The sequence below is a fragment of the Pantoea sp. CS_6 genome (genome assembly GCF_041954745.1).
GTDB lineage: Bacteria > Pseudomonadota > Gammaproteobacteria > Enterobacterales > Enterobacteriaceae > Pantoea > Pantoea stewartii.
The window spans coordinates 15,424-36,415 of record NZ_JAVAYG010000017.1; the positions used below are offsets into that span (position 1 = coordinate 15,424).

17 protein-coding genes and 1 pseudogene are annotated in these 20,992 nt (G+C 51.8%); 5 read left to right on the forward strand and 13 right to left on the reverse strand.

What is annotated here, in order from left to right; all coding sequences use genetic code 11:
- Positions 1 to 10: 10 nt before the first annotated feature.
- Together RAC90_RS19600 and RAC90_RS19605 are read right to left on the reverse strand one after the other, a co-directional pair.
- Positions 11 to 892: a dihydrodipicolinate synthase family protein gene (locus tag RAC90_RS19600; protein WP_033742431.1), complete on the reverse strand. Its 882-nt coding sequence runs from the start codon at positions 890 to 892 to the stop codon at positions 11 to 13.
- A 22-nt stretch (positions 893 to 914) separates the two neighbouring features.
- A complete protein-coding gene (locus RAC90_RS19605; protein ID WP_375124689.1) occupies positions 915 to 2,060 on the reverse strand; it encodes an iron-containing alcohol dehydrogenase in 1,146 nt (381 codons plus the stop codon).
- A 503-nt stretch (positions 2,061 to 2,563) separates the two neighbouring features.
- Here RAC90_RS19605 and RAC90_RS19610 point away from each other — a divergent pair.
- On the forward strand, positions 2,564 to 3,550 hold the full coding sequence (locus RAC90_RS19610; protein WP_058702533.1) for a D-threonate 4-phosphate dehydrogenase: 987 nt from the start codon (positions 2,564 to 2,566) through the stop codon (positions 3,548 to 3,550).
- An 851-nt stretch (positions 3,551 to 4,401) separates the two neighbouring features.
- Positions 4,402 to 5,874 (forward strand): mannitol dehydrogenase family protein, encoded by a 1,473-nt coding sequence (locus tag RAC90_RS19615; protein WP_262960128.1) that lies wholly within the window; start codon positions 4,402 to 4,404, stop codon positions 5,872 to 5,874.
- A 38-nt stretch (positions 5,875 to 5,912) separates the two neighbouring features.
- Here RAC90_RS19615 and RAC90_RS19620 read toward each other — a convergent pair whose 3' ends face one another.
- The 4 genes from RAC90_RS19620 to RAC90_RS19635 all read right to left on the reverse strand — a co-directional run bounded on the left by RAC90_RS19620 (position 5,913) and on the right by RAC90_RS19635 (position 8,908).
- Positions 5,913 to 6,947 (reverse strand): alpha/beta hydrolase fold domain-containing protein, encoded by a 1,035-nt coding sequence (locus RAC90_RS19620; protein WP_375124690.1) that lies wholly within the window; start codon positions 6,945 to 6,947, stop codon positions 5,913 to 5,915.
- A 288-nt stretch (positions 6,948 to 7,235) separates the two neighbouring features.
- Complete coding sequence (gene mgtU / locus RAC90_RS19625; protein WP_353247409.1) at positions 7,236 to 7,322, reverse strand: magnesium transporter protection protein MgtU; 87 nt, start codon at positions 7,320 to 7,322, stop codon at positions 7,236 to 7,238.
- A gap of 9 nt (positions 7,323 to 7,331) precedes the next feature.
- The gene (gene mgtR / locus RAC90_RS19630; protein WP_110268492.1) at positions 7,332 to 7,427 is read right to left on the reverse strand and encodes a protein MgtR; all 96 of its coding nucleotides are present in this window, start codon (positions 7,425 to 7,427) and stop codon (positions 7,332 to 7,334) included.
- 596 nt (positions 7,428 to 8,023) lie between these two features.
- Positions 8,024 to 8,908, reverse strand: a complete 885-nt coding sequence (locus tag RAC90_RS19635; protein ID WP_039339471.1) for a helix-turn-helix transcriptional regulator — start codon at positions 8,906 to 8,908, stop codon at positions 8,024 to 8,026.
- Between the two features lie 170 nt (positions 8,909 to 9,078).
- Between RAC90_RS19635 and RAC90_RS19640 the strand changes: the two genes are divergently transcribed.
- Entirely contained in the window at positions 9,079 to 9,984 is a 906-nt protein-coding gene (locus RAC90_RS19640; protein WP_324030732.1) for a DMT family transporter, read from the forward strand.
- 4 nt (positions 9,985 to 9,988) lie between these two features.
- On the opposite strand, the gene RAC90_RS19645 is transcribed toward RAC90_RS19640, so the two are convergent.
- The gene (locus RAC90_RS19645; RefSeq protein WP_044243074.1) at positions 9,989 to 10,333 is read right to left on the reverse strand and encodes a gamma-glutamylcyclotransferase family protein; all 345 of its coding nucleotides are present in this window, start codon (positions 10,331 to 10,333) and stop codon (positions 9,989 to 9,991) included.
- 312 nt (positions 10,334 to 10,645) lie between these two features.
- On the opposite strand from RAC90_RS19645, the gene RAC90_RS19650 reads away from it, so the two are divergent.
- Positions 10,646 to 12,304, forward strand: coding sequence for a methyl-accepting chemotaxis protein (locus RAC90_RS19650; protein ID WP_375124691.1), 1,659 nt, complete (start codon positions 10,646 to 10,648; stop codon positions 12,302 to 12,304).
- A 252-nt stretch (positions 12,305 to 12,556) separates the two neighbouring features.
- Here the strand turns inward: RAC90_RS19650 and RAC90_RS19655 are convergent, their stop codons facing one another.
- From RAC90_RS19655 to RAC90_RS19675, 5 genes are all read right to left on the reverse strand, one after another.
- Entirely contained in the window at positions 12,557 to 15,631 is a 3,075-nt protein-coding gene (locus RAC90_RS19655; protein WP_324030731.1) for an efflux RND transporter permease subunit, read from the reverse strand.
- A complete protein-coding gene (locus RAC90_RS19660) occupies positions 15,628 to 16,761 on the reverse strand; it encodes an efflux RND transporter periplasmic adaptor subunit (RefSeq protein ID WP_058708899.1) in 1,134 nt (377 codons plus the stop codon). The genes RAC90_RS19655 and RAC90_RS19660 overlap by 4 nt, the downstream gene beginning before the upstream one ends.
- 117 nt (positions 16,762 to 16,878) lie before the next feature.
- Positions 16,879 to 18,066, reverse strand: coding sequence for a cell wall metabolism sensor histidine kinase WalK (locus RAC90_RS19665; protein ID WP_058708900.1), 1,188 nt, complete (start codon positions 18,064 to 18,066; stop codon positions 16,879 to 16,881).
- Complete coding sequence (locus RAC90_RS19670) at positions 18,063 to 18,755, reverse strand: response regulator (protein WP_375124692.1); 693 nt, start codon at positions 18,753 to 18,755, stop codon at positions 18,063 to 18,065. The genes RAC90_RS19665 and RAC90_RS19670 overlap by 4 nt, the downstream gene beginning before the upstream one ends.
- Positions 18,756 to 19,394: 639 nt before the next feature.
- Positions 19,395 to 19,679, reverse strand: coding sequence for a hypothetical protein (locus RAC90_RS19675; protein WP_006121951.1), 285 nt, complete (start codon positions 19,677 to 19,679; stop codon positions 19,395 to 19,397).
- A 175-nt stretch (positions 19,680 to 19,854) separates the two neighbouring features.
- Here RAC90_RS19675 and RAC90_RS19680 point away from each other — a divergent pair, with 175 nt between their 5' ends.
- Positions 19,855 to 20,166: a hypothetical protein gene (locus RAC90_RS19680; RefSeq protein ID WP_006121950.1), complete on the forward strand. Its 312-nt coding sequence runs from the start codon at positions 19,855 to 19,857 to the stop codon at positions 20,164 to 20,166.
- Between the two features lie 7 nt (positions 20,167 to 20,173).
- Here RAC90_RS19680 and RAC90_RS19685 read toward each other — a convergent pair.
- Positions 20,174 to 20,560, reverse strand: a pseudogene (locus tag RAC90_RS19685) (bleomycin resistance protein).
- Positions 20,561 to 20,992: the final 432 nt, after the last annotated feature.

The window sequence follows — 20,992 nt, forward strand, 5'->3', positions numbered from 1 at the left end:
ATTCTTATTATCATTTCAGGTACAGGTTAATGATTCTGCGAATTTCCTCTTTCTGCGCAGCGTCAAAATGAATGGCATAACGGCTCTCGCCCACGTTATGGCCTAAAATTTGTAGCGCTTTTTTTACTGCTGCAGGTGAAAAGGCGACCTTATAAAGATCGGTGCGTAACCCTGTGACCTGTTCCTGCGCCTGACGTGATCCGTCAATATCGCCGGCATGAAAGCGTGACCAGATCGCATTTATCTGGTGCGGTGCAACGTTAGCCAGACCTGATATACAGGCAGAGCACCCTTCAACAAAGCCTTGATGGATAAGTGAATCGGGGCCGTTAAGCACGTCAAAGTTATCGCATTCTTTTACCGCGTCCAGATAGTCGCGCAGGCTTTCATAACTTCCGGCACTGTCTTTTACACCAATGATATTGGGATGGGCAGCAAGGGTGCGGGCGGTTTCTGGTTCAATCGTATTGCCTGTTCTGGCCGGAATGTTGTACAGAAAAACCGGTACGGAAAGGCCATCCGCAACTGCCGTGTAATGGTTAATCAGTTCGCGTTGATTTAACGGCACAAAATAGGGCGTGATTACTGAAACCGCATCCACGCCCAGCTTTTCAATTTGTTTACCCAGGCGAAGGGTGTCCCGGGTCGAGATCTCACCAATATGGGCAACAACCTTTGCCCGCCCCGACACTTCGTTAACACAGGTTTCTGTAACAGTAAGCTTTTCTTTTTCGTTGAGAACAAAGAATTCACCATTTGTGCCGCCGCAAAAAATACCGTTACCGGCATTGAGTTGTCGGGTAACCTGGCGTTTCAGTTCATCAAGATAAAGATCACCTTCCTGAGTAAAAGGCGTCACAATCGCTGTAAGTACACCTTCTATTTTTTTCATCTTTATCCACTCCTTTCGGCGGTTAAATTTTAGGGAACAGGGTCCGGTAAATATCAGCCACATCCTGATGACTTACAGCGCAGGGTGAATTGTTCATTAAACGCTTCACATTGAGTGCAGACTCGCTCAGCGCATCAATATCACCTGACGGCACGCCTAATGTTTCCAGGTTATCCGGCAGATTGAGCCGTTTAACTAATTTGGCGAGATAGTCGACCAGCGCGTGCGATTTTTCTTCCGGGGTCAATGTGATATCGGCGCCCGGAATCAGGTCCCAGACAGTGGCAAATTTGTCGATGGCAAACGGGCGCACCACTTTCATACAGGGTGCCAGCAGAATGGCATTGGCGACGCCGTGAGGCAGGTGATAAGTGCCTCCCAGAGGATACGAAAGCGCATGAACAAGATGGGTGCCGGCGTGCGCGATTGCCGCGCCGCCATAATAAGAAGCCCATAGCATTTCCAGCTTCGCGTTCAGGTTATGCGGTTCAGTGACGGATGTTTCCAGATTCCGGAACAGCTTATGCAGGCCCATCAGCGCAACGTTGTCACCCACAGGGTTCGAAATGGTGGCGGTATAACATTCCAGTAAATGGCACAGTGCATCAATGCCCGTTGATGAGGCGATATGCGCAGGCATGCTGGTGGTCAGTTCTGGAATTAATGCGACATAATCCGGCAGCATCACAGGGGAAATGATGCCTGATTTGGTGTTTTTTTCAGGGATAGCCAGAATAGCATTGGGCGTTGCTTCCGAACCCGTTCCCGCCGTCGAGGGAATAAGCAGTGAGGGTAAACGGGCTGTAATTTTCTCGCCATCAAGCAGCGCCTTAAGGGAGGGTGACGCAACGTGACATAACACAGAAAGCAGCTTCGCCACATCCAGTACGCTTCCACCGCCAATGCCCACCACTAAATCAAACGTTTTACCTGCTGTACGCGACAGCACTGCTTCAACATCGGTATGCGTGGGTTCTGCCGGAACATCATCGATCAGTTTAACGTGACGGCCATCCTGACTGAGCAATGTCATGATTTGCGTGGTCGCGGGCAAATTTACAATGTTCTTGTCTGTTAAAACCAGCAGGTGTTGTTTGTCCGCGACGACCGGCGTCAGTGCCTTTATCGCGTCGGAACCGCTCAATATTGTGCTGTTAATTAATGCCACGTCTGTCTCCCCATAAATGACTGAAATTCTTCATTCCGCTTAACTTCGCTCACTCACTGGCTAAATTTATAAATAAAATGGCGCTTTATTAAATTGATCTTGCTCACATATAATCTAATGTGATTGAATATAATCATTCAGGTGAGGGGTAAAAACTGATGAGGTGCGTTGTGGCTCTGATCTTCAGGCGCTTTTGACGACATGGGGCGACAAAACAAGAGGGCCATATCTCTGACCGTTGACCGGATGAGTGAAAACGCTCAACGACGGCAATGCGGGTTTGCACGCTGGGCTGATTTTAGCGACAAGGCGTCAGGGATGGCTAAATGGGCTGCTGCAACCGTCTCGGCCCGGACGCAACGCGGCACAGAAGGGCGGCGGAATATGTTCCTGGTGGGCATGCATCCGGTTGTGACTGACGTCAGGCGGGATTAACGAAAGCCGGTGTTTGGGTAATGAATCTCCCCCTTTAAAAATTTTGAGCGTCGTTGAGGAGAAAATAAGTGACGAATGTTGTGGCGATTACGATGGGCGACCCGGCTGGGATCGGTCCTGAAATTATTATTAAGGCCTTAACCGAGGGCGCGTTAGCGGGTTCGCCCGTTGTGGTTATCGGTTGTGTACAAACGTTCCGCCGCATACTGGCAATGAACATAACGCCGCAGGCGGAATTAAACGTCATTAATAACGTGTCCGAAGCCACCTTTATGCCGGGCGTTATTCATATTATCGATGAGAAAGTGGTACATCCTGAGGCACTACAGTGTGGGGTTGTGCAGCCTGAAGCGGGCGATGTGGCTTATCGATGCATCAAACGTGCAACAGAAATGGCGATGCGCGGTGACGTGAAAGCGATTGCGACGGCTCCGCTGAATAAAGAAGCGCTGCATATGGCCGGCCATCATTATCCAGGCCATACGGAATTACTGGCAAAATTAACTGACACCAAAGATTATTCGATGGTGCTCTACACCGATAAACTCAAAGTGATCCACGTCAGCACGCATATTTCTCTGCGGACATTCCTGGATACGCTCAGCCAGGCGCGCGTTGAAACGGTAATCAGAATTGCCGATACGTTTTTGCGCCGGGTCGGTTATAGCCAGCCGCGTATTGCGGTTGCGGGCGTTAACCCACACGCGGGTGAAAATGGGTTGTTCGGAGATGAGGAAATTCGCGTGCTGACACCGGCGATTGACGCGATGAAGGCGCAGGGCATAAACGTCTATGGCCCGTGCCCGCCGGACACCGTATTTATGCAATGCAATGAGGGCATGTATGACATCGTTGTGGCTATGTATCATGATCAAGGCCATATTCCGCTCAAGTTGTTGGGCTTCTACGACGGCGTAAATATTACCGCAGGCTTACCGTTCCTGCGCACCTCAGCCGATCATGGCACGGCCTTTAACATTGCCTGGACCGGTAAAGCGAATCCCGAAAGTATGGCTATCTCGATTGATATGGCGCTGCAAATTACGCAAGCATAGCGTTGTGCGGGAAGGGAGGCTCAGGGTGACATGATTGCGTTGCCCTGCATACGGCTTCTGGGCGGTTGTGCAAACCTTCGCGATAAAACGGGCACCTGAACCGATATAACCTTAATACAGCGACGCGTCGGGAAACGGGTGTCTGTCATCGCATGCGGGTGCAATATCAATACAGCACCGTATCGGACTGGTTTAAATGCTCCGGCTCCACAGAGGCATAACTGACAGCCTTACCACGTACACGTCGAATGACGCCAGATGGGGGAATAAAAAGCGTTCAGCGTTAATGTCCCGTCAGTCAAATACGGCGTTGAGTTTCTGCCTGATTTCCGTTTTGTCCGTAGCGAAATAACTCATCCTCAAACCCGAGTGCTCTTAAACCCATTGGTGCGATTAAGTCTTTTTATACATGACGCCTGATGAGGTCGGCCCTTTTTAAAAGCATTCTTTCGGATTTTTTTAAATTTTGGTTATTCACCCGCATCGCAAAACAGCGTGCTAATATGCATCAGCCTGTTTGAAGGTTAATTCTTCTGTAGTGCCAGTAATATTTATAGTTATAAAGAAGTTATGATTTTTATTTTCTTTGTTAATTAATACAATTTTGCCAAAAGACATAATTGCCATTCATCACATTTTTTAATTATAACTGGTATGGTAGTGGAACAATTCTGCCGCTGACGATAGGCTTCCCGCACCAATTCTGTTTTAAAAACTTTCCTTTTGCCGTGGTGTTCTCAGGCGCTTGATCCAAACGGCGCCGCACAGGAAAACATCAAGGCGATCTCCAGGTGCTGCCGTTATTTAACGTCAGTGTCCACGCAGCTAATAAAAAATAAGGTGAGAAAGAAATGCAAACTACCCTACTGAATGCGAAGGCGACGGTTCCAAAATGGAACAGGAATAAGCTCGTTCCGCGTATTGTCCATCTTGGATTCGGTGCTTTTCATCGGGCTCATCAGGCGGTCTATGCCGATATTCTTGCAGCAGAACATAACAGCGACTGGGGCTACGTCGAAGTTAATCTCATCGGCGGGGAACAACAGATTGCCGATCTGAAACGTCAGGGATTATTGTACAGCGTGGCAGAAATGTCGGCTCATGGCTGGGAAGGGCGCGTGATTGGTGTGGTCAAGCAGGCGCTTCACGCTCAGGTCGATGGAACCGAAGCCGTACTTCACGCCCTGTGTCAGCCCGAAATTGCCATCGTTTCCTTAACGATTACCGAGAAAGGCTATTGTCATTCACCGGCAACGGGCGAGCTGATGCGCGACCATCCTCAGATTGTCGCTGATCTGGCTCAGCCTCACCAGCCGCTTTCTGCGCCAGGGATCATCGTTGAAGCACTGGCGCGTCGCAAGGCTGCTGGTCTGCCTGCGTTTACTGTGCTGTCCTGCGACAATATTCCAGAAAACGGAAAAGTGATCGGTCAGGTCGTGCGTGCTTTTGCCCGACAACGTGACAACGACCTGGCAGACTGGATTGAACAGCAGGTGACGTTCCCTTCAACCATGGTGGACCGTATCGTACCGGCGATGAATCCGCAGAGTCTTGACGCGATCGCGGCGCTTATTCAGGTGGCCGATCCCGTCGCGGTAGCCTGTGAGCCCTTTCGCCAGTGGGTTATTGAGGATAATTTCGTCGCAGGGCGGCCGGCATGGGAAAAAGCCGGTGCAGAGTTAGTCAAAGACGTGCTGCCTTACGAAGAGATGAAACTGCGTATGTTGAACGGCAGCCATTCATTTCTGGCTTACCTGGGCAACCTTGCGGGTTATGAGCATATTTATGACTGTATGCAGGACCCGAACTTTCGCCTTGCGGCACGACGCTTAATGTTGACAGAACAGGCACCGACGCTAACCGTTAAGAACGTTGATTTGATCGATTATGCCGATCGGCTGATTGCACGCTATGAAAATCCCGCGCTACAGCATCGTACCTGGCAAATTGCGATGGATGGCAGCCAGAAGTTACCGCAACGTTGGTTACATTCCGTTTGCTGGCACCTCAAGCGCGGCAGCCGTTTTGATCTGCTTGCATTAGGTATTGCCGCATGGATGCGCTATGTCAGCGGTAAGGATGACCAGGGAAAAGAGATTGAGATCTGCGATCCTTTATTGGCGTCTATACGAACCGCCGTTGACGGCAGCGTAGAAGGGGAGGCGAGGGTAAAAGCGCTGTTAGGACTGGAAGCTATATTCGGCCACACGCTGCCCGATAATCCCTGTTTTGTGCAGCAGGTGGTTAAGTCCTATCTCCATCTACTGGACAAAGGGGCAAAACAGACTGTCGCTGACCTGATGGCTGACGTGTCAGCAGACTGATGACCAGGCAAACCACATAAAGTGGTTTGCCTGGTGCATTACAAATTGTCGTTTAAATTGGCTGTGCTCTTGCTGCCTGTTCGTGTATCAGGGTGCAGCACCTCTGAAAACCAGTTCACAACCAGGCGGATGACGTCAGGTTGATACCAGACCTCATCACCATGTTCTGCACCTTTCACCACGACGTACTCAACCTTATCACCTGCCTTTTTCAGCGCATCAAAGAGTTGCGCACTTTGATGCGGTGAAACGAGTGAATCTTTGTCACCGTGCATAATCAGGAAAGGCGGTTTGGGGTTCGCAAGATGGCCCATGGGACTTGCCTGACGGGCTTTATCGGGATCATCCATGACAGACGCGCCTGCAAAATCGTGGAAGGCCGGTCCATGAATCAAAAGGGCTTCAGTGACGGCCGGTGAGGCATGGACCTGTTGATTCTCTTCAGAGAAGCCTTCACCAATATTGCGTAAATCTGAAATACCGTAAATCGTGGCGGCGGCCTGGACGTCAGATGATGTTTCTGTAAAATCACCCTGTTCGAAAGCGGTCTGACCATTTGTCATGCCCAGCATTTGTGCCAGCCAGCCTCCTGCCGAATCGCCTAAAACACCAATACGATGAGGATCGATACCGTACGTTTCTGCATGCTGTCTCAGATAGCGTACGGCCGCTTTCCCGTCAACAACCGGCGCAGGGAAGGTATCCGGTACAACACGATATTCAGCTGCGGCCACAACAAAGCCCGCCTCTGCCAGCGCCATGCGCATCTGAATAAATTTCTCGTGGTCGGCACTGGTAAACCCCCCGCCCGGAAAGTAAACAATTGCGGGTTTGACTGCATCGGTGCGGGGCACCAGTAATGACATGTGAAGCGGTCTGACCGATCGTAGCGTTGTAATCTGCGAATAAACCACGCCAGTGATCGCATCAATCTGGTTGCGCACAGGGTGGACTTCAATCACCTTTGCGCCTTCACGGTATCCGGTCAGTTCAGTATTTTTCGTTGCCATCGCGTTACTCATCGTCTTGATTACGGCCAGTCCCCCAATAAAAAAAGTGTGGCATACATTCATAATTATTCCCTGAGACGTTGAAAGAAAGTATGAATTGTTAAGGGTTTTTAAAAGGTTGCAGGGGCGTTCAGCCTTTGCCAGCAGACGGTAGCGCATAAGGCATAGCGCGGTGTTGAGCAAGATTATGAAAGCGAAGGTTTTATGGGGGTTGGTTACGTGTGTTCCGCGAAAGTGGATGTTTGACCAGAAAATTTAATGGGTTCTCAGGCACCGTCGTGGGCATTACGCTGCGCCCACCGGGTCCGGTATCTGACGGACCAGACGCAGGTAATGTCTGGTCCTGAGTGGTTAACGAATCACGATCGTCAGCAGGATGAGGATGGCCGCTATGGCAACAACCTGAATAAAAATCTGGTTAAGCGTGAACTTGCGCATTGCCTTCCCTCACTGCGTCAGTATTTGCCAAATACCTGCCGACATCACGATAAAGCCGACAAAAAGAAAGATCAGGGTTATCGCGGTTTCGGATGAACGATTCATAGTATTCCTCCCTGGTTAATGATGAGCGCCTGACCCTACTGTGCAGAAAGCAACAAATCGGGGCAGGACAGGTCTGTTTCATGGCTTCAGGCAGAGCAGGGGCTCACCGGTTTCCGGTAAAGGCGTAAAGCCGCCTCACTCAAAAAGGGGTTAGCGCGTCACAGGAACAGCGTGAGGTCTGCCAGTACGTCAGTGGTGTGGTTCCGTTGTGCAAGGCAGGGGTGCCGCATTGCCGTTCCGCGTTTAAAAACGCTTTACGGATGCCTTACAGCAAGGATGCCGTCCATCCGGGAGGCGGGAATAGCGCATTTTTGAACATAAACATGACGGTGGTCCTTATGGTCTGATTCATGATTAACCGGACAAAAGGCCAGTCATCGCGACGGGAAGCCTGCTGTCGCCCCAGGGCGAGCAAAACCATCACGAAAGCGTTTTACTCACCGGAGGGTAAAAAGAAGGTTATCCCGTCACAGGGCGTCCGAATGAATCTGCACGTAGTGTAATCAGGTTACACAATGCGTCAAAGCACGAACCGCCAATGTGTGAGGATTGGTTTAGGTTAACTCGCGGGGTGCTTCGTCCATGACTGAGACGATTCATAACAATTGAGGGCCGCTGGCCATGCGTAACTGCGACGGTGTCGATCCGGTCACCTGCTTAAACCGGTTACTGAAATGGCTCAGTGAGTTAAAACCATTCTCCAGTGCAATCTCGGTTAACGACAATGATGTCGATACGATCATCTGACGCGCGTTTTCCATCCGGCGCTTCATCACGTACTGGTGAGGTGCAACGCCGAGTGACTGACGAAACATCCGGGCAAAATGATATTCACTCAGACTGGCCTGGCTGGCGAGAACGTTCAGAGTAAGGGGCAGAGCCAGGTGCGCATCAATAAACGCCAGGGTATTGCGCAACACATAGGGAGCAAGTCCGCCCGTGACAGAGGGAAGCCGCCACTGGACACACGAATAGTGTTGAATCAGATGGGTTAACAACAACGTGCTGGCGGTGCTCAGCATCAGCTGATTGGCTGGCTGCTGCCAGTCGCAGCTAAGTAAAAACTGGCGATACAACGCCGTAATCGTGTCATCACTGGCAAAAATCTTTTCATCGAGGGATAACGAGGCCGGGCTGCGATCCCAAATCTTTTCACCGACCTCTCGCAGGTGCTCATCTGTGCAGTAGAGATGCACGAAGGAGAGATCGCTGCGTACATCCCAGGTCGATTCACTGTGCTGCGGCATCAGGCAAAATTTATTCGGTCCGCCGCCGTTGCGCCATCCGTTTGCCGTTTTGTGGTAACTCTCATAACCATCAGCAATATACAGGCTGAGCGTATGATGATTGCTGTTAACGGTAACGCGGTCTTGTTTGTTGTGCCAGGCGGCCAGTCGGATGCCCGAATTAAGCATCACCGATTCCCGCAGCACGGCCTTTTTTTGACGCAGTGTTTCAAAGGTGTCGTAAACGCGAGACATGGCATGCTTCCGCTTGATAAACAGAGGTCCAGTCTAGGATGACAGACGTCAGGTAGCCAGATGTATCACGCTAAAATGCGCAAGATTTTGCAACCCGACCGCAACATGATGAAAGCCGACCCCTCGCGATTACGTCACAGTTGAAGAGAGTCTGAGGCAGAGGGATAACGATGAACGCAATACTTTACGCCATTGTGGTCGTGATTTGGGGAACAACCTGGATCGCTATTTTTTTACAGCAGGGGCCTGTAGATGTCACGGTTTCGGTATTCTGGCGGTTTGCCATCGCCAGCGTCATTATGCTGATACTGTTAACGCTGCTGGGACGCCTGCGCCGCCTGGCATGGCAGGACCATCTGTTTTGTCTGATCCAGGGATGCTGTGTGTTTTGCTTTAATTTTTGGTGTTTTTACACGGCTGCGGCTTACATTAATACAGGCCTGGAGTCGGTGATTTTTTCGATGGCCGTGCTCTATAACGCGGTAAACAGTTATATTTTCTTTGGCCAGCGCCCACTCCCCCGTTTCTGGTTTGCCGCCGCACTGGGATTAACCGGCATGGTCGTCCTGTTCTGGCACGATCTGCATATCAGCGACTGGAACAGTAACGCGCTCATGGGAATGGGGCTGTCAGCACTGGGTACCTTTGGTTTTTCATTAGGCAATATGATCAGCCTGCGCCATCAGCGTCGGCATCTTGAGACGATGACCACCAACGCCTGGGCCATGTTTTATGGTGCTCTCGTTATGGGCCTTATCGCTATTATTCGTGGTGCCAGCTTCTCACCGCAATGGACCTTCACTTATCTCGGCGCCTTACTTTATCTGGCGGTGTTTGGTTCCGTCATCGCTTTCTGGGCTTATTTCACCCTGATCAAACGCACAAGTGCGGGCAAAGCCGCCTACACCACACTTATGTTCCCTCTGGTCGCGTTATCGTTCTCCACACTTTTTGAAGGCTATACCTGGCAAAGTCATAGTGTGGCCGGCTTGCTACTGATTTTAAGCGGTAACCTGGTAATGTTTGCCCGCCCCATGCAGTGGTTCAGGCGTAAAGCGCTGACAAACGCGCATTAGCTGTTTATGCGCGCGGCGGTGTGCATTGCGGTTGCAGTTGATAGACGTAAGCGGTGACAGTGTCACCGTTTTCAAGGGTCACTTCCGTCCTGAGGCGATCGTACCCGTCTTCAAATTCGTCCAGCATGGACCAATATGATAAGAGATTATCAGAACTAAAAACGTAACCCTCAACGCGCGGACCTCGGCTATCCAGCACCAGACCAGGAAAGCCTGCGGCTGCTCCGCACCCCTGAGGATAGAAAATGCCGCTTACAAAGCCTGCCTGCCAGTTGCCTCCGACCCTGTCGAGAATGTGGGCATTACTGTGGCCCGGGCGCAAAGTCCCATAAACGAATAACCTTTCCATCATAATCTCTGTGTAAAAACCGCTACCTTAGCTGCACGAACTGCGGTTGTCATTATGGAGAACGTTCTATTTTAACGCACAGGCGGTGCGTAGCAATATGCGCTTATTATCATGGATTTATATTTTAATGAAACAACCTGTTCACATTTAACCCTATAGTTTCTGTTAGTGACAAAATATCCCGTCATAGTCGCTGTTTTCTTTTTTTCAAGGTTCTGGAAATAAAATTACGTTGTAAAGCCGGTTAGTTATTTGCCGATAAAGGCCTGTGAAAATAATTGTAGTTTTTACCTATCCGGGGGAGTTTTTTCTATGACAATCACGCAGCGTTTAGTGCTGGCATTTTCTTTGCTTGCTTTATCACTTTGTGCGCTTGTTGCTGTTTCTTTATCTGTGATTTCGGGCTTTCAGTCGCGCTTTGAATATGTTCAGGTTAATGCTATTCCCAGCATTAAAGATCTGAATAAGTCAATTAGCGCAACTAACCAACTGGGGCTGGCCCTGTATCGCCATCAGACGGCGACAGACAGCGCTAATCAGGCTGAAGCAGAACAAAAAATTAATACCATTATTAATAACATCAAGTCATTAAATGATTATTATATGGCGAATGATATTTCCAGTGATGAAGATAAAGAAATGACCGTTGGGGCCAATCGTAACCTCGATGCGGTCCGCAGCGCGTTACCTGCTTTTCTTGCTGCGTCACGTAGCCATAATAATGAACTGTCACTTTCTCTCCTGCAAAGTGACAATGGCATTGGCGCTGCCGCACGTAAAATGGAGTCTGATTTCACTAAACAAATTGAGCTGAACATTCAGATTGGTGATGCACTCAGAGCACAGAATAATCAGATTTATTCTAAGACCGTCTGGATGATGACCTGTGCATCACTGTTGATTATTTTGCTGCTCGGTGCGTTCTCAATAAATATTATTGTTGGCATTAAACGTAGCCTTACCAGCATCAAAGATACCATGGCTGAAGTGAGCAGCAATTTGGATCTGACACGCTTAGCGCCGGTGTTGAGAAAGGATGAGATTGGTCAAACGGCTATGGCGTTTAATGATCTGCTTAAGCGTGTATCGACTACGCTGCTGTCAGTCAATCATGCGGCGCAATCCGTCAGCACAGGATCGACGCAGATTGCGGCTGGCAACGAAGATTTGTCATCTCGCACTGAGCAACAGGCCGCCTCGCTGGAAGAGACATCGGTTAGTATGGCTACGCTCAGCGATACCGTACGGCAAAATGCCGAGGGCGCAGTCCAGGCCAGCAACCTGGCCAATAACGCCAATAAACTGTCCAGGCAGAACGGCGAAGCCGTGAGTCAGATGCTGACCACGATGGATGAAATTCGCGGTAGCTCAGCCAAAATATCTGATATCACAGGGTTGATCGAAGGTATTGCATTTCAGACGAATATTCTGGCCCTTAACGCCGCGGTTGAAGCTGCCCGTGCGGGTGAGCATGGCCGTGGTTTTGCGGTCGTGGCATCAGAAGTTCGCAATCTGGCACAACGTTCGTCATCCGCGGCGCGTGAAATTAAAGAGTTAATCACCACGTCTGTTTCGCAGGTTGAACAGGGGCTGACGCAGGCAACAAGCGTAGGCAGTAACTCCGATAACGTGGGCCATGCTATTCAGCAGGTTGCCGATCTGGTTAATGAAATTGCCGCTGCTACAGCCGAGCAAAGCAAAGGCATTGAGCAGGTGCACCAGGCTATCGGCCAGATGGATGAGGTCACGCAGCAGAACGCCTCCCTGGTTGAGGAAGCTTCATCTGCATCCAAATCTTTACAGGAGCAGGCGGAAACGTTGTCGAGACTGGTGTCAACGTTCAAAGTTAACGAGAGCGTCACGCAGGTGGCAGTATCGTCCCCTGTAGCCGTGAGCTATGCATCGCCTGTGTTAAAAAGACCGCAACTGAATGCCACCGGTGCAGACAAGGTTAACTGGGAAAGTTTCTGATGCGCTGTCACTGGGCCTGATCGCTTCAGGCCCACAACACGAGCGCTGCGATATCGCAGCGCTTTCTTCTTGATATACGTTTTGCGTGGCGAAAAGCCTTCTTTTTGGCGCATAAGACGCGTTTCTCTCCTTCGATGCACGCTAGTGATACTGTGCAGGCCTTGTGCGCCATTCATGCCCTCCATACCCGGACCGTATGCCTCATTCCGTTGCGCACTGCGATCCGTAACCCAGTGACAATATTCGCCGCCCTCATTTGCGCGATCGGGGCGCGCCGCGGTTTTCCCATGCCATTATCAGGCTGAGTGAGGCAGGCAGCAGGGTCAGCGTGACCAATGTGCCGGTGATCAGCCCACCGATGATCGCGAATGCCATTGGCCCCCAGAAAACCTGATGTGAAATAGGTAACATGCCGAAGATTGCCGCGCAGGCAGTGAGCAGGATGGGACGCGCCCGGTGCAGTGCGGCATGGCGGATGGCGTCACCCTGTGCCATGCCAGCCTGCGCATGGCTGTCTACCTCGCTGATCATGATTACGGCGTTACGGATAATCATGCCCGCCAGCGCAATGATGCCCAGCAGTGCGACAAACCCCATCGGCGTGCCACCCGGTAACATTGCCAGGACAATCCCCGGCAGGCCGAAAGGTGCCATCAGCAGCGCAAGCAGCATTCTGGAGAACCGCTTCAACTGCAGCATCAATAACACAAGCATGCAGCACAGGGTGACCGGCAAAACGGCAAACACCGAACTGTTACCTTTATTCGACTCGGCGACGGTTCCACCTTCTTCAATGGCGTAACCTGCGGGCAAGGTTGCCCGCAGAGTATCCAGGCCAGGTCTCAGTTGATCAGACACCGTTTCGGCCCGTTGCTCAGGTGCAATATCGGTTTGCACGGTGATATAGGGCAAACGCTGTCGTCGCCAAATCACCGGATCGTCGAGCTGCCATTTCAGTGTGGCGACCTGCCCAAGCGGAATTTTTTGCCCGGAAGCTGTGTTGAGCATCAGGCTGTCTAAGATGGCTGTGTCCTGTCGTTCCCGATCGTTGCCGCGCAGAACCACATCTATCAGCCGGTTATGATCGCGAACCGTGGTCACGGTACTGCCGGACATGACAGTATTTAGTGTGGAAGCAATGCTTTCTGAGGAGACGCCGACGGCGCGTGCAGCAGTCTGGTTTACCTCAACATTGATTTCCCGCTCGGGCTCGCCAGCCGTCATATTTACCTCACGCGTATTCGGCGAACGCGAAAGTTGAGCAGCCAGTTTTTCCGCGATGTCCCGTACTTTGCTGTAGTCAGGGCCGGTGACGCGGTATTTCAATGGCCAGCCGACGGGTGGACCCAGTTCGAGAGGGGCCACACGGGCAGTCAGATCGCTGAAATCCCGCGCCAGTGTCGCCTCCAGGCGGCGTCGAACGCGATCGCGCGCTTCCAGGTTCTTAGTCACCACAACCAGTTGCGCCACATTTTCATTGTCCAGCAAGACTTCCATGGGCAAATAAAACCGCACGGCACCTGCGCCGACATAGCTGGAGAAGTGATCGACATCGTGATCGGCGCGCAACAGGGTTTCCAGCTGTGCGGTACGCCGTGTCGTTTCACTTTGAGAGGCATTTGCCGCCAGCGAAAGATTCACTAACAGCTCGGGACGATCGGACGCGGGGAAGAATTCGCCCTGCATTAATGTAGTGCCTGCAATCCCCATTCCCAGCAATAACAAGGCGCTTATCACGGTTGTCCAGCGGTAGTGTAAAACCCGATCAAGCAGACGACGATAGCAGCGGGCCATCAGACCGGGAGGTGGTGATGGGGCTGTCACCTGCTCAGTTAACAGCCAGGTGCCGATAACAGGGGAAAACAGAATCGCCACGACCCAGGAGCACAGCAGCGAGATCAGCACGACTGCAAAAAGAGAGTAACAATATTCACCGGCGCTGGAGGCCGCAAAACCGACCGGAATAAAACCGGCGATCATCACCAGCGTTCCCGTCAGCATAGGAAACGCGGTGGTTTTAAACGCAAAGGTTGCGGCCTGCGCTTTGCTGTCTCCCGCCTCAAGGCGGGAAACCATGGTTTCAACCGTGATCATGGCATCATCGACCAGTAAACCCAGCGCAATAATGAGAGCCCCCAGCGAAATGCGTTGCAGGCCAATACCGGCCACTGTCATGCCGACGAATGTCATGGCCAGAACGAGGGGAATCGCAGCGGCGACCACCAGCCCGGCACGGAAACCCAGCGAGAAAAACGAGATTGCCAGAACGATCAGTACCGCTTCCGCCAGCACCCGCACAAAGCCACTGACGGCGGTTTTAACAACGGTGGATTGATCGGCGATCTTCACCATCGTGATACCGTGCGGGAGCTGGGCGGCAATCGTCTCCATGCGCGCATGAATGGCCTGACCAAATTTCAGCATATTACCCGTCGGGGCCATGGAGATGGCCAGGCCAATGCCAGGCTCGCCGTTGACCCGGAAGGTTGATGCCGGCGGTTCAGCAGGCTGAAGCGTTATCGTGGCAATACTGGTCAGCGGGATAAAGCGCTGGCCGATATGTAAGGTAATGGCATTAAGGTTATCAGCCGAGGTCAATGCACCACTGACATGAAGTGCAATATTTTCTTTATCAGTGCGTATTACACCTGCGGGCGCAACGGCATTTTGCGCGGCCAGAGCATCACTTACCTCCCGAAGCGTAAGGCCCATGCCCGCTAACTGCCGTGGCGAAAACGCGATAACAATGTGTTCTTCCTGTTCGCCGGGCAGGGTAATTTTACCCATGTCTGGCACATCCATCAGGCTTCGACGGATCTCATCGACTTTATCCCGCAGTTCTCGCGGACTGAAGCCATCGGCCGTAAAGCCATAAATCGTGCCATAGGTGTCGCCAAATTCGTCATTAACAGCGGGACCCTGAACGCCTTGTGGAAGCGATGAGGCGATATCCTGCATTTTTTTCCGAATCTGGTACCAGATAGTCGGGACCTGATCCGGCGGCGTATCATCACGCAGGTTAACAAAGATGACGGCCTTTCCCGCCCGGGTTTCACTCTCGATAAAATCCAGGAACGGTGTTTCCTGCAGTTTTTTTTCCAGCGTATCCGTCACTAACTGCATCGTGTCTTCCACCGTGGCACCGGGCCATTGTGCGGACACGACCGCCGTTTTGATGGTAAACGCCGGATCTTCATTACGGGGCAGATCGATGTAACTCAGTACACCCGTCGTCATCACCAACAGCATGAAAAACACCACCAGTTGCTGATGTGCTAACGCCCAGGCAGAGAGATTAAAGCGGGCTCTTTCAGCCGATCTTCTCATTTTTCATCCTCCCCGGACTGTACCCGCTCTCCCGGCAAGAGCGTTTTCACGCCTGCGGTGACTACGCGCTCACCCGGTATCACGCCAGCACTGAGATAGATATGTTGGGCATCGAAGCGCGCCAGCGTGACCGGCCTGAGTGAAAGCTGATGGGACTGGGTGTTCACCACAAAAACGGCGGGACGATCACCGGCACGCGTGAGAGCGCTGGCGGGCAGGGTGACAACCTGTTCGGCTTTACCGGGAAAGGCCCCCACGACGGTCGACCCCAACGCCATAGCGACCGGCGGTTGAGGCAGCATGACACGCAGCCGCCAGGTGCGGGTCTGCGGATCGGCCTGCGGACTGATATCGCGAAAATGCCCTTGTGTCTTTATCGCAGGGTTCGATAACAGCGTAATGCTGAAGGGCGTGGAGGAGGCGTACTCCGCCAGCGAGGGTTCAGCAAGGTCAAAGACAGCATCGCGATCGCCATCAGCGGCAAGCGTCATTACGGACTGCGCGGCGCTTACCACCTGACCCGGCTGGACATTGACGGCGGTAATGACACCGGCGCGCGGCGCGGTAAGCTGCGTCCAGTTGAGATTATCCTGGGCATTTTTAAGCGCGGCTTCACTGCTCTGACGCCGTGAAACGGCCGCCTGCCAGTCACCTTTTGCACTGTCTAACTGCGAACGGGAAATGGCCCCACCGGGCATCAGCTGCTGCATACGACGCAGCGTTAGTGCGGCAACATGTTCTGAAGCGCGCGCACTCGCCAGATCGGCAGTGGCACTGCTGAGCTGGTTTTGAGCGGCATTACTGTCTAAGGTCGCCAGAACCTGACCGGCATTCACATGCTGTCCAATGTCCGTGGTGCGGGTAATGACGCGGCCATCCAGCCTGAAAGCCAGCGAAATTTCTTCATGGGCACGAATTTCACCCGTCTGCGTCATCAGTCCACCGCTGGAGAAGGGCGGAACCAGTACTGTCCGCACGGGACGAGGCGCTTCACGCGCAGGCGGCGCTTCCTCCCGGCAGCCTGACAGGATAAGCATGCCTGCCACGACAAACAGTGACGGTAACACATAACCCGGAAAGCTCAGATGACGCAGCGCCTGGCGGGCAAAAGCGGGAATAAAATCTGTCATAACCGTATTCCTGAAATGAGACAGGCTCATTTAAAGCGGGTTATGTCCAGAAACCTTCGATGAATTATCAAGAAATGGTCAAGGCAGACAAAAAAGCCTGTACAGGCCAGCACGCACTCAGATTGAGCGCGCGTCGTCAGATAAAGGCAAAGCGATCGTAATCTGCAGTCCGCCGTCCGCAGGCAAACGTGCAAATATCTCCCCACCGTGCGCCTCCACGATAGCCTTCGCAATAGACATGCCGAGACCGCTTCCGCCGGAATGCCGTGCGCGTGACGATTCTGCCCGGGTGAAACGGTCGAAAATGACAGGCAGAAACTGAGGATCCACGCCCGGCCCATAGTCACGAAACTGCAGTGTGACAGCGGCGGGCGAGGTATGAGCGGTCACATAAAACCGTTTCCCCTCTGCGGCATAGCGCAGTGCATTTTCCGTTAAGATGGTTACCACCTGGCCCAGCCGGGAGACATCGCCAGTGAAAGAGAGTTGGCCGGGTGACTGCACCTCAATCACCATCTGTTCGGCTTCAGCCTGAGGCGCTAGCCACGCCGTACGTTCGCGTAACAGTTCGGTAAGGTTAAACCGGCTCAGGCTGAGCGTAAGCTGGCCAGCTTCCGCTAACGATAATAAGTGCAGTTCATCCGTCAGGCGGCTCAGCTGCGTCAGCTGCTTCATGATCATGGAGAACTGCTGAGGTTCCGGCGCAAATACGCCGTCGACAATGCCTTGTAAGCGGCCAATGGCTGCGGTGAGTGGCGATCGTAGTTCATGAGCAATGGCAACCTGCGAAGCTTTAAGTTCGCGTTCGTAACGGGCTAACTGCTGGGTCATCAGATTAAAGTCTTCCGTAAACCGCACTAATTCCTGTGGCGCGCCGTCGACCTGACCGACCGATGTGCCGAATTTCCCCTGTGCCACATCGCGTGCCGCATTCGCCAGCTGACTAAACTGTTTCGCCAGCGGTCGGGCGAAGCGCAGCCCCATTACAATAAAGAACGGAATCACCACGGCGACCAGCACGGCGACCGTCAGCCAGTCAGCCGAGGCGATTGACGGGTCGGAAAAGCCGACGCCCCACCACTGATCGACAATCTGATGAAAGCGAGCCGGTGCCTGCTCCGGGTGTAACCGTATGCGGGAAAACTCCGCCCAGACGTCCGCAGGCATGCGAGAGTAAACCCAGAGCATTTGCAGCGCGAAACGCAGCCACATGCAAAACGCGATAAGGATGACGCTTCCCAGACCGATTATCAAAATACGGATGCAGATCCAGCGCCACATTGAGTCGTGCGTTTTTAGTTTCATGGTTGTCTGAACCTGTAACCCGCGCTGCGAACCGCAGGTAAGATATCTGACATGCCTGCGGCTTCCAGTTTGCGTCGCAGGTTATAAACATGGGTATCAACCACGCGCTCAAGCGCATCACTTTCAGGCAGGCAGTGTTCAAGCAAGAATAAGCGACTAAACGGGCGGGTTGGGGCGCGCATCAACGTCACCAGAATCGAAAACTCCGTTGGGGTCAGATCGAGCCGCTGAATGCCCTGTTCATTTTTTACTACCGCTGTCAGCGATTCAGTGTCGACTTCCAGGCCCGCCCAACACAATGTGCTGTCGGGGACGGTACTTTGTTGGGTGCGACGTAAAACGGCCTGAACACGTGCGACGACCTCGCCAGGATGGTAGGGTTTCACCACATAATCATCTGCACCATAGCGTAATGCGCCGATCCTGTCGGGGGCATCTCCCATCGCTGTCACCATAATCACTGGTGTATTTCCCCTGCGTCGAAGGGCCGCCAGAACTTCCGTGCCGTTCATGACGGGCAGCATCACATCAAGCAGAATGAGATCGGGCTGCCACCGTTGCGCGTGGTCAAGTCCTGTCATTCCATCGCCAGCAATCATCACCGTGTAGCCTTCACGTTTAAGATAGGCTTCAAGTACGCCGGCTGCATCGGCATCATCTTCGATAATCAGTACACGTTTAGACTTCATTGGGGCCACTTTGACTTTTTCTCCCTCATTTCCCGTATGTGCCCGCACCGCTCTATTGGCATGTCAGCCGTGTCGTCTGCATTTAATGTGATTAAGCAAAACGATAATAACCTGAAAAAATCGGCAAGACATGGTCAGTTTAATGTCGGCTGGAGGAAGAGAAGGGAATGCGCAGGATGCCAGAGAGAAAAACAATACGCCTAATAAAAAAACGTGATGAAAAAGGGCTCGATCAGAAATAATGAACGGACATCAGACGCTTTTTCATGTTGTTATCAAACGGCTGACCAGGCGGAGTCAGACGTTTACGTTTAAGGCATTACGGGGGTTGCTCAGTGTGGGGAATGTCTGCGATGCCGATGCGTTAGCGCTGGGCAGAAAAAATGACACTGTCACTTTTATGGTGAGCGTTTTGCTCAGGCAAGACTGGCATGGTGCCGGGCAGGAAGTGGTTACGGGCAGGCCAGGTGACGTTCATACAAGGCTGTCCGACTGATACGATGAAAAACCGCCCGGTTTAATAACGCCGCCGCGTAATGTCTGGCGCAAACCTGATCGGTCGCGTGATTTATCGCTTCTGTGCAAGGCCGCCCCACAGCAGCCTTCATCTGCTACGGGGCGGCCAGCATGAATCCGTATTTACCCTTTATGGCACGCGACGCGATCATAACCGGTAAGTGCGGATTTCGCCGTCGCTTTACGCTTTCTGCTGTTAACTTTGGGCAGCCAGATTTTAAATTGCTCCGCCAGTTGCTTCGCCTGTTGTTCATCCGTGGTACGACAGATAAACAGTTTACTCTTGGTTTGATTGGTCACATCGGTGGCATAAATTTCGTAACTTCCGCCACGGTGATCGTATTCAATATCCGTGAAATGCATGTGTGGCCACAGGCCCGTTCTGACCTCAAACTTGCTCAATTCCATAATTTTTACCGTTTTTGTTTTTTGCTGTGATGAATGTCGTTCCCCTGGTCGGGCCACTAAATGTAGAACAAATTCGGATTTGTGCCAGCCGACAACATTATTTTTCACTGCCAGTCTTAATTTTTTATAAAAACAGCGTGTTACCATGACATTACGTCATTAAAAGGAGAAAACGATGATTGTCAGAACCTGGCATGGTTGTGTCCCTCAGCAGCACGCAGAGGCATTTTTTACGCATCTACAGAAGACGGGCGTGCAGCATGCAGAATCGGTACCCGGTAACACAGGCGCTTTTATTCATCAGGTTGCACAGGGAGAGTGGCAGCATTTCTTTCTGGCCACATACTGGCGGGATCTGGCGGCAGTGAAAGCGTTTGCTGGCGAGGATTACCCGGTGGCAGTTACCTATGCGGATGACGAACAGTTTGGGTTGATCTCCGATCCCTATGTCTTTCACCATCAGGTCAGCGAGGTGGTCGCGCTGTAATGTTTTTTCAGTCTAAGACCTGACAAAAACGCAGCAGGTAGCCATCTGGATCCTGAACCAGTAACTCCTGCTGGCGTTCATATTTCTCACCCGTAGAGTAGGCGTTTTCGCTAAGTGGTCGGAACAAGGGCGTGCCCGTTTTCACCAGGCGCGTGTGAAGCTGCTGAATATTGGAGACTTCTGTCTGGAAGTTAATACCGCGTCCCAAAGGATACTGCATCTCTGCGGTGTGCCAGCCCGCGTCATGCTGCTGTTAAATCATTAATTGCGCTTCACCATAACAGAGATAAGCGAAGTCTGAATGAATGCGTCTTATTCTCAAAGTAAACCCCAGTTCATCGACATAAAACGCAAAGGATCTGGCAAAATCAGTGACAGTCAGTTCCGGCACCATCGAATTCCAGAAGCCAGAATCAGCAGGTTCAACTGACGATGTAGTGACGCCTAATTCCTTGTTCATAAGAAAAAAATCTAAAAGTTAGAAAAGTGATCACCGTCACATTATGAGTGCAACGCGTGTATCAAAACTCCGACTTTCCCTTAGAAAATGCTATCTGTCAACAATGTAGATACCGCCTGGCAGCATTTGCAGAATGTGCGGTAATCTCTTCATGAAACTGTCAAACATATCTGTTTATTTAATGTGATTAATCTGGTAAACCTAATAAAGATCGTGTCAATTTGTGAATTGAATGAAGCGTTTAATGTTTGGTTAAGGTTACGAGCGTATCATTTGGCATCGTTATGAAGTGAATATTTTTCTAATATTTGACTTCACGATCAGAGGTCAGTGTACTTTGCCTCTTTTCGCGGATTTTAACGGAAA

Coding starts and splice junctions, on each gene's coding strand:
- RAC90_RS19675 (WP_006121951.1), bottom strand. CDS start 19,679: ATGGAATTGAGCAAGTTTGAGGTCAGAACGGGCCTGTGGCCACACATG.
- RAC90_RS19650 (WP_375124691.1), top strand. CDS start 10,646: ATGACAATCACGCAGCGTTTAGTGCTGGCATTTTCTTTGCTTGCTTTA.
- RAC90_RS19665 (WP_058708900.1), bottom strand. CDS start 18,066: ATGAAACTAAAAACGCACGACTCAATGTGGCGCTGGATCTGCATCCGT.
- mgtR (WP_110268492.1), bottom strand. CDS start 7,427: ATGAATCGTTCATCCGAAACCGCGATAACCCTGATCTTTCTTTTTGTC.
- RAC90_RS19620 (WP_375124690.1), bottom strand. CDS start 6,947: ATGAATGTATGCCACACTTTTTTTATTGGGGGACTGGCCGTAATCAAG.
- RAC90_RS19660 (WP_058708899.1), bottom strand. CDS start 16,761: ATGACAGATTTTATTCCCGCTTTTGCCCGCCAGGCGCTGCGTCATCTG.
- RAC90_RS19635 (WP_039339471.1), bottom strand. CDS start 8,908: ATGTCTCGCGTTTACGACACCTTTGAAACACTGCGTCAAAAAAAGGCC.
- RAC90_RS19655 (WP_324030731.1), bottom strand. CDS start 15,631: ATGAGAAGATCGGCTGAAAGAGCCCGCTTTAATCTCTCTGCCTGGGCG.
- RAC90_RS19600 (WP_033742431.1), bottom strand. CDS start 892: ATGAAAAAAATAGAAGGTGTACTTACAGCGATTGTGACGCCTTTTACT.
- RAC90_RS19670 (WP_375124692.1), bottom strand. CDS start 18,755: ATGAAGTCTAAACGTGTACTGATTATCGAAGATGATGCCGATGCAGCC.
- RAC90_RS19640 (WP_324030732.1), top strand. CDS start 9,079: ATGAACGCAATACTTTACGCCATTGTGGTCGTGATTTGGGGAACAACC.
- RAC90_RS19645 (WP_044243074.1), bottom strand. CDS start 10,333: ATGGAAAGGTTATTCGTTTATGGGACTTTGCGCCCGGGCCACAGTAAT.
- RAC90_RS19680 (WP_006121950.1), top strand. CDS start 19,855: ATGATTGTCAGAACCTGGCATGGTTGTGTCCCTCAGCAGCACGCAGAG.
- mgtU (WP_353247409.1), bottom strand. CDS start 7,322: ATGCGCAAGTTCACGCTTAACCAGATTTTTATTCAGGTTGTTGCCATA.
- RAC90_RS19615 (WP_262960128.1), top strand. CDS start 4,402: ATGCAAACTACCCTACTGAATGCGAAGGCGACGGTTCCAAAATGGAAC.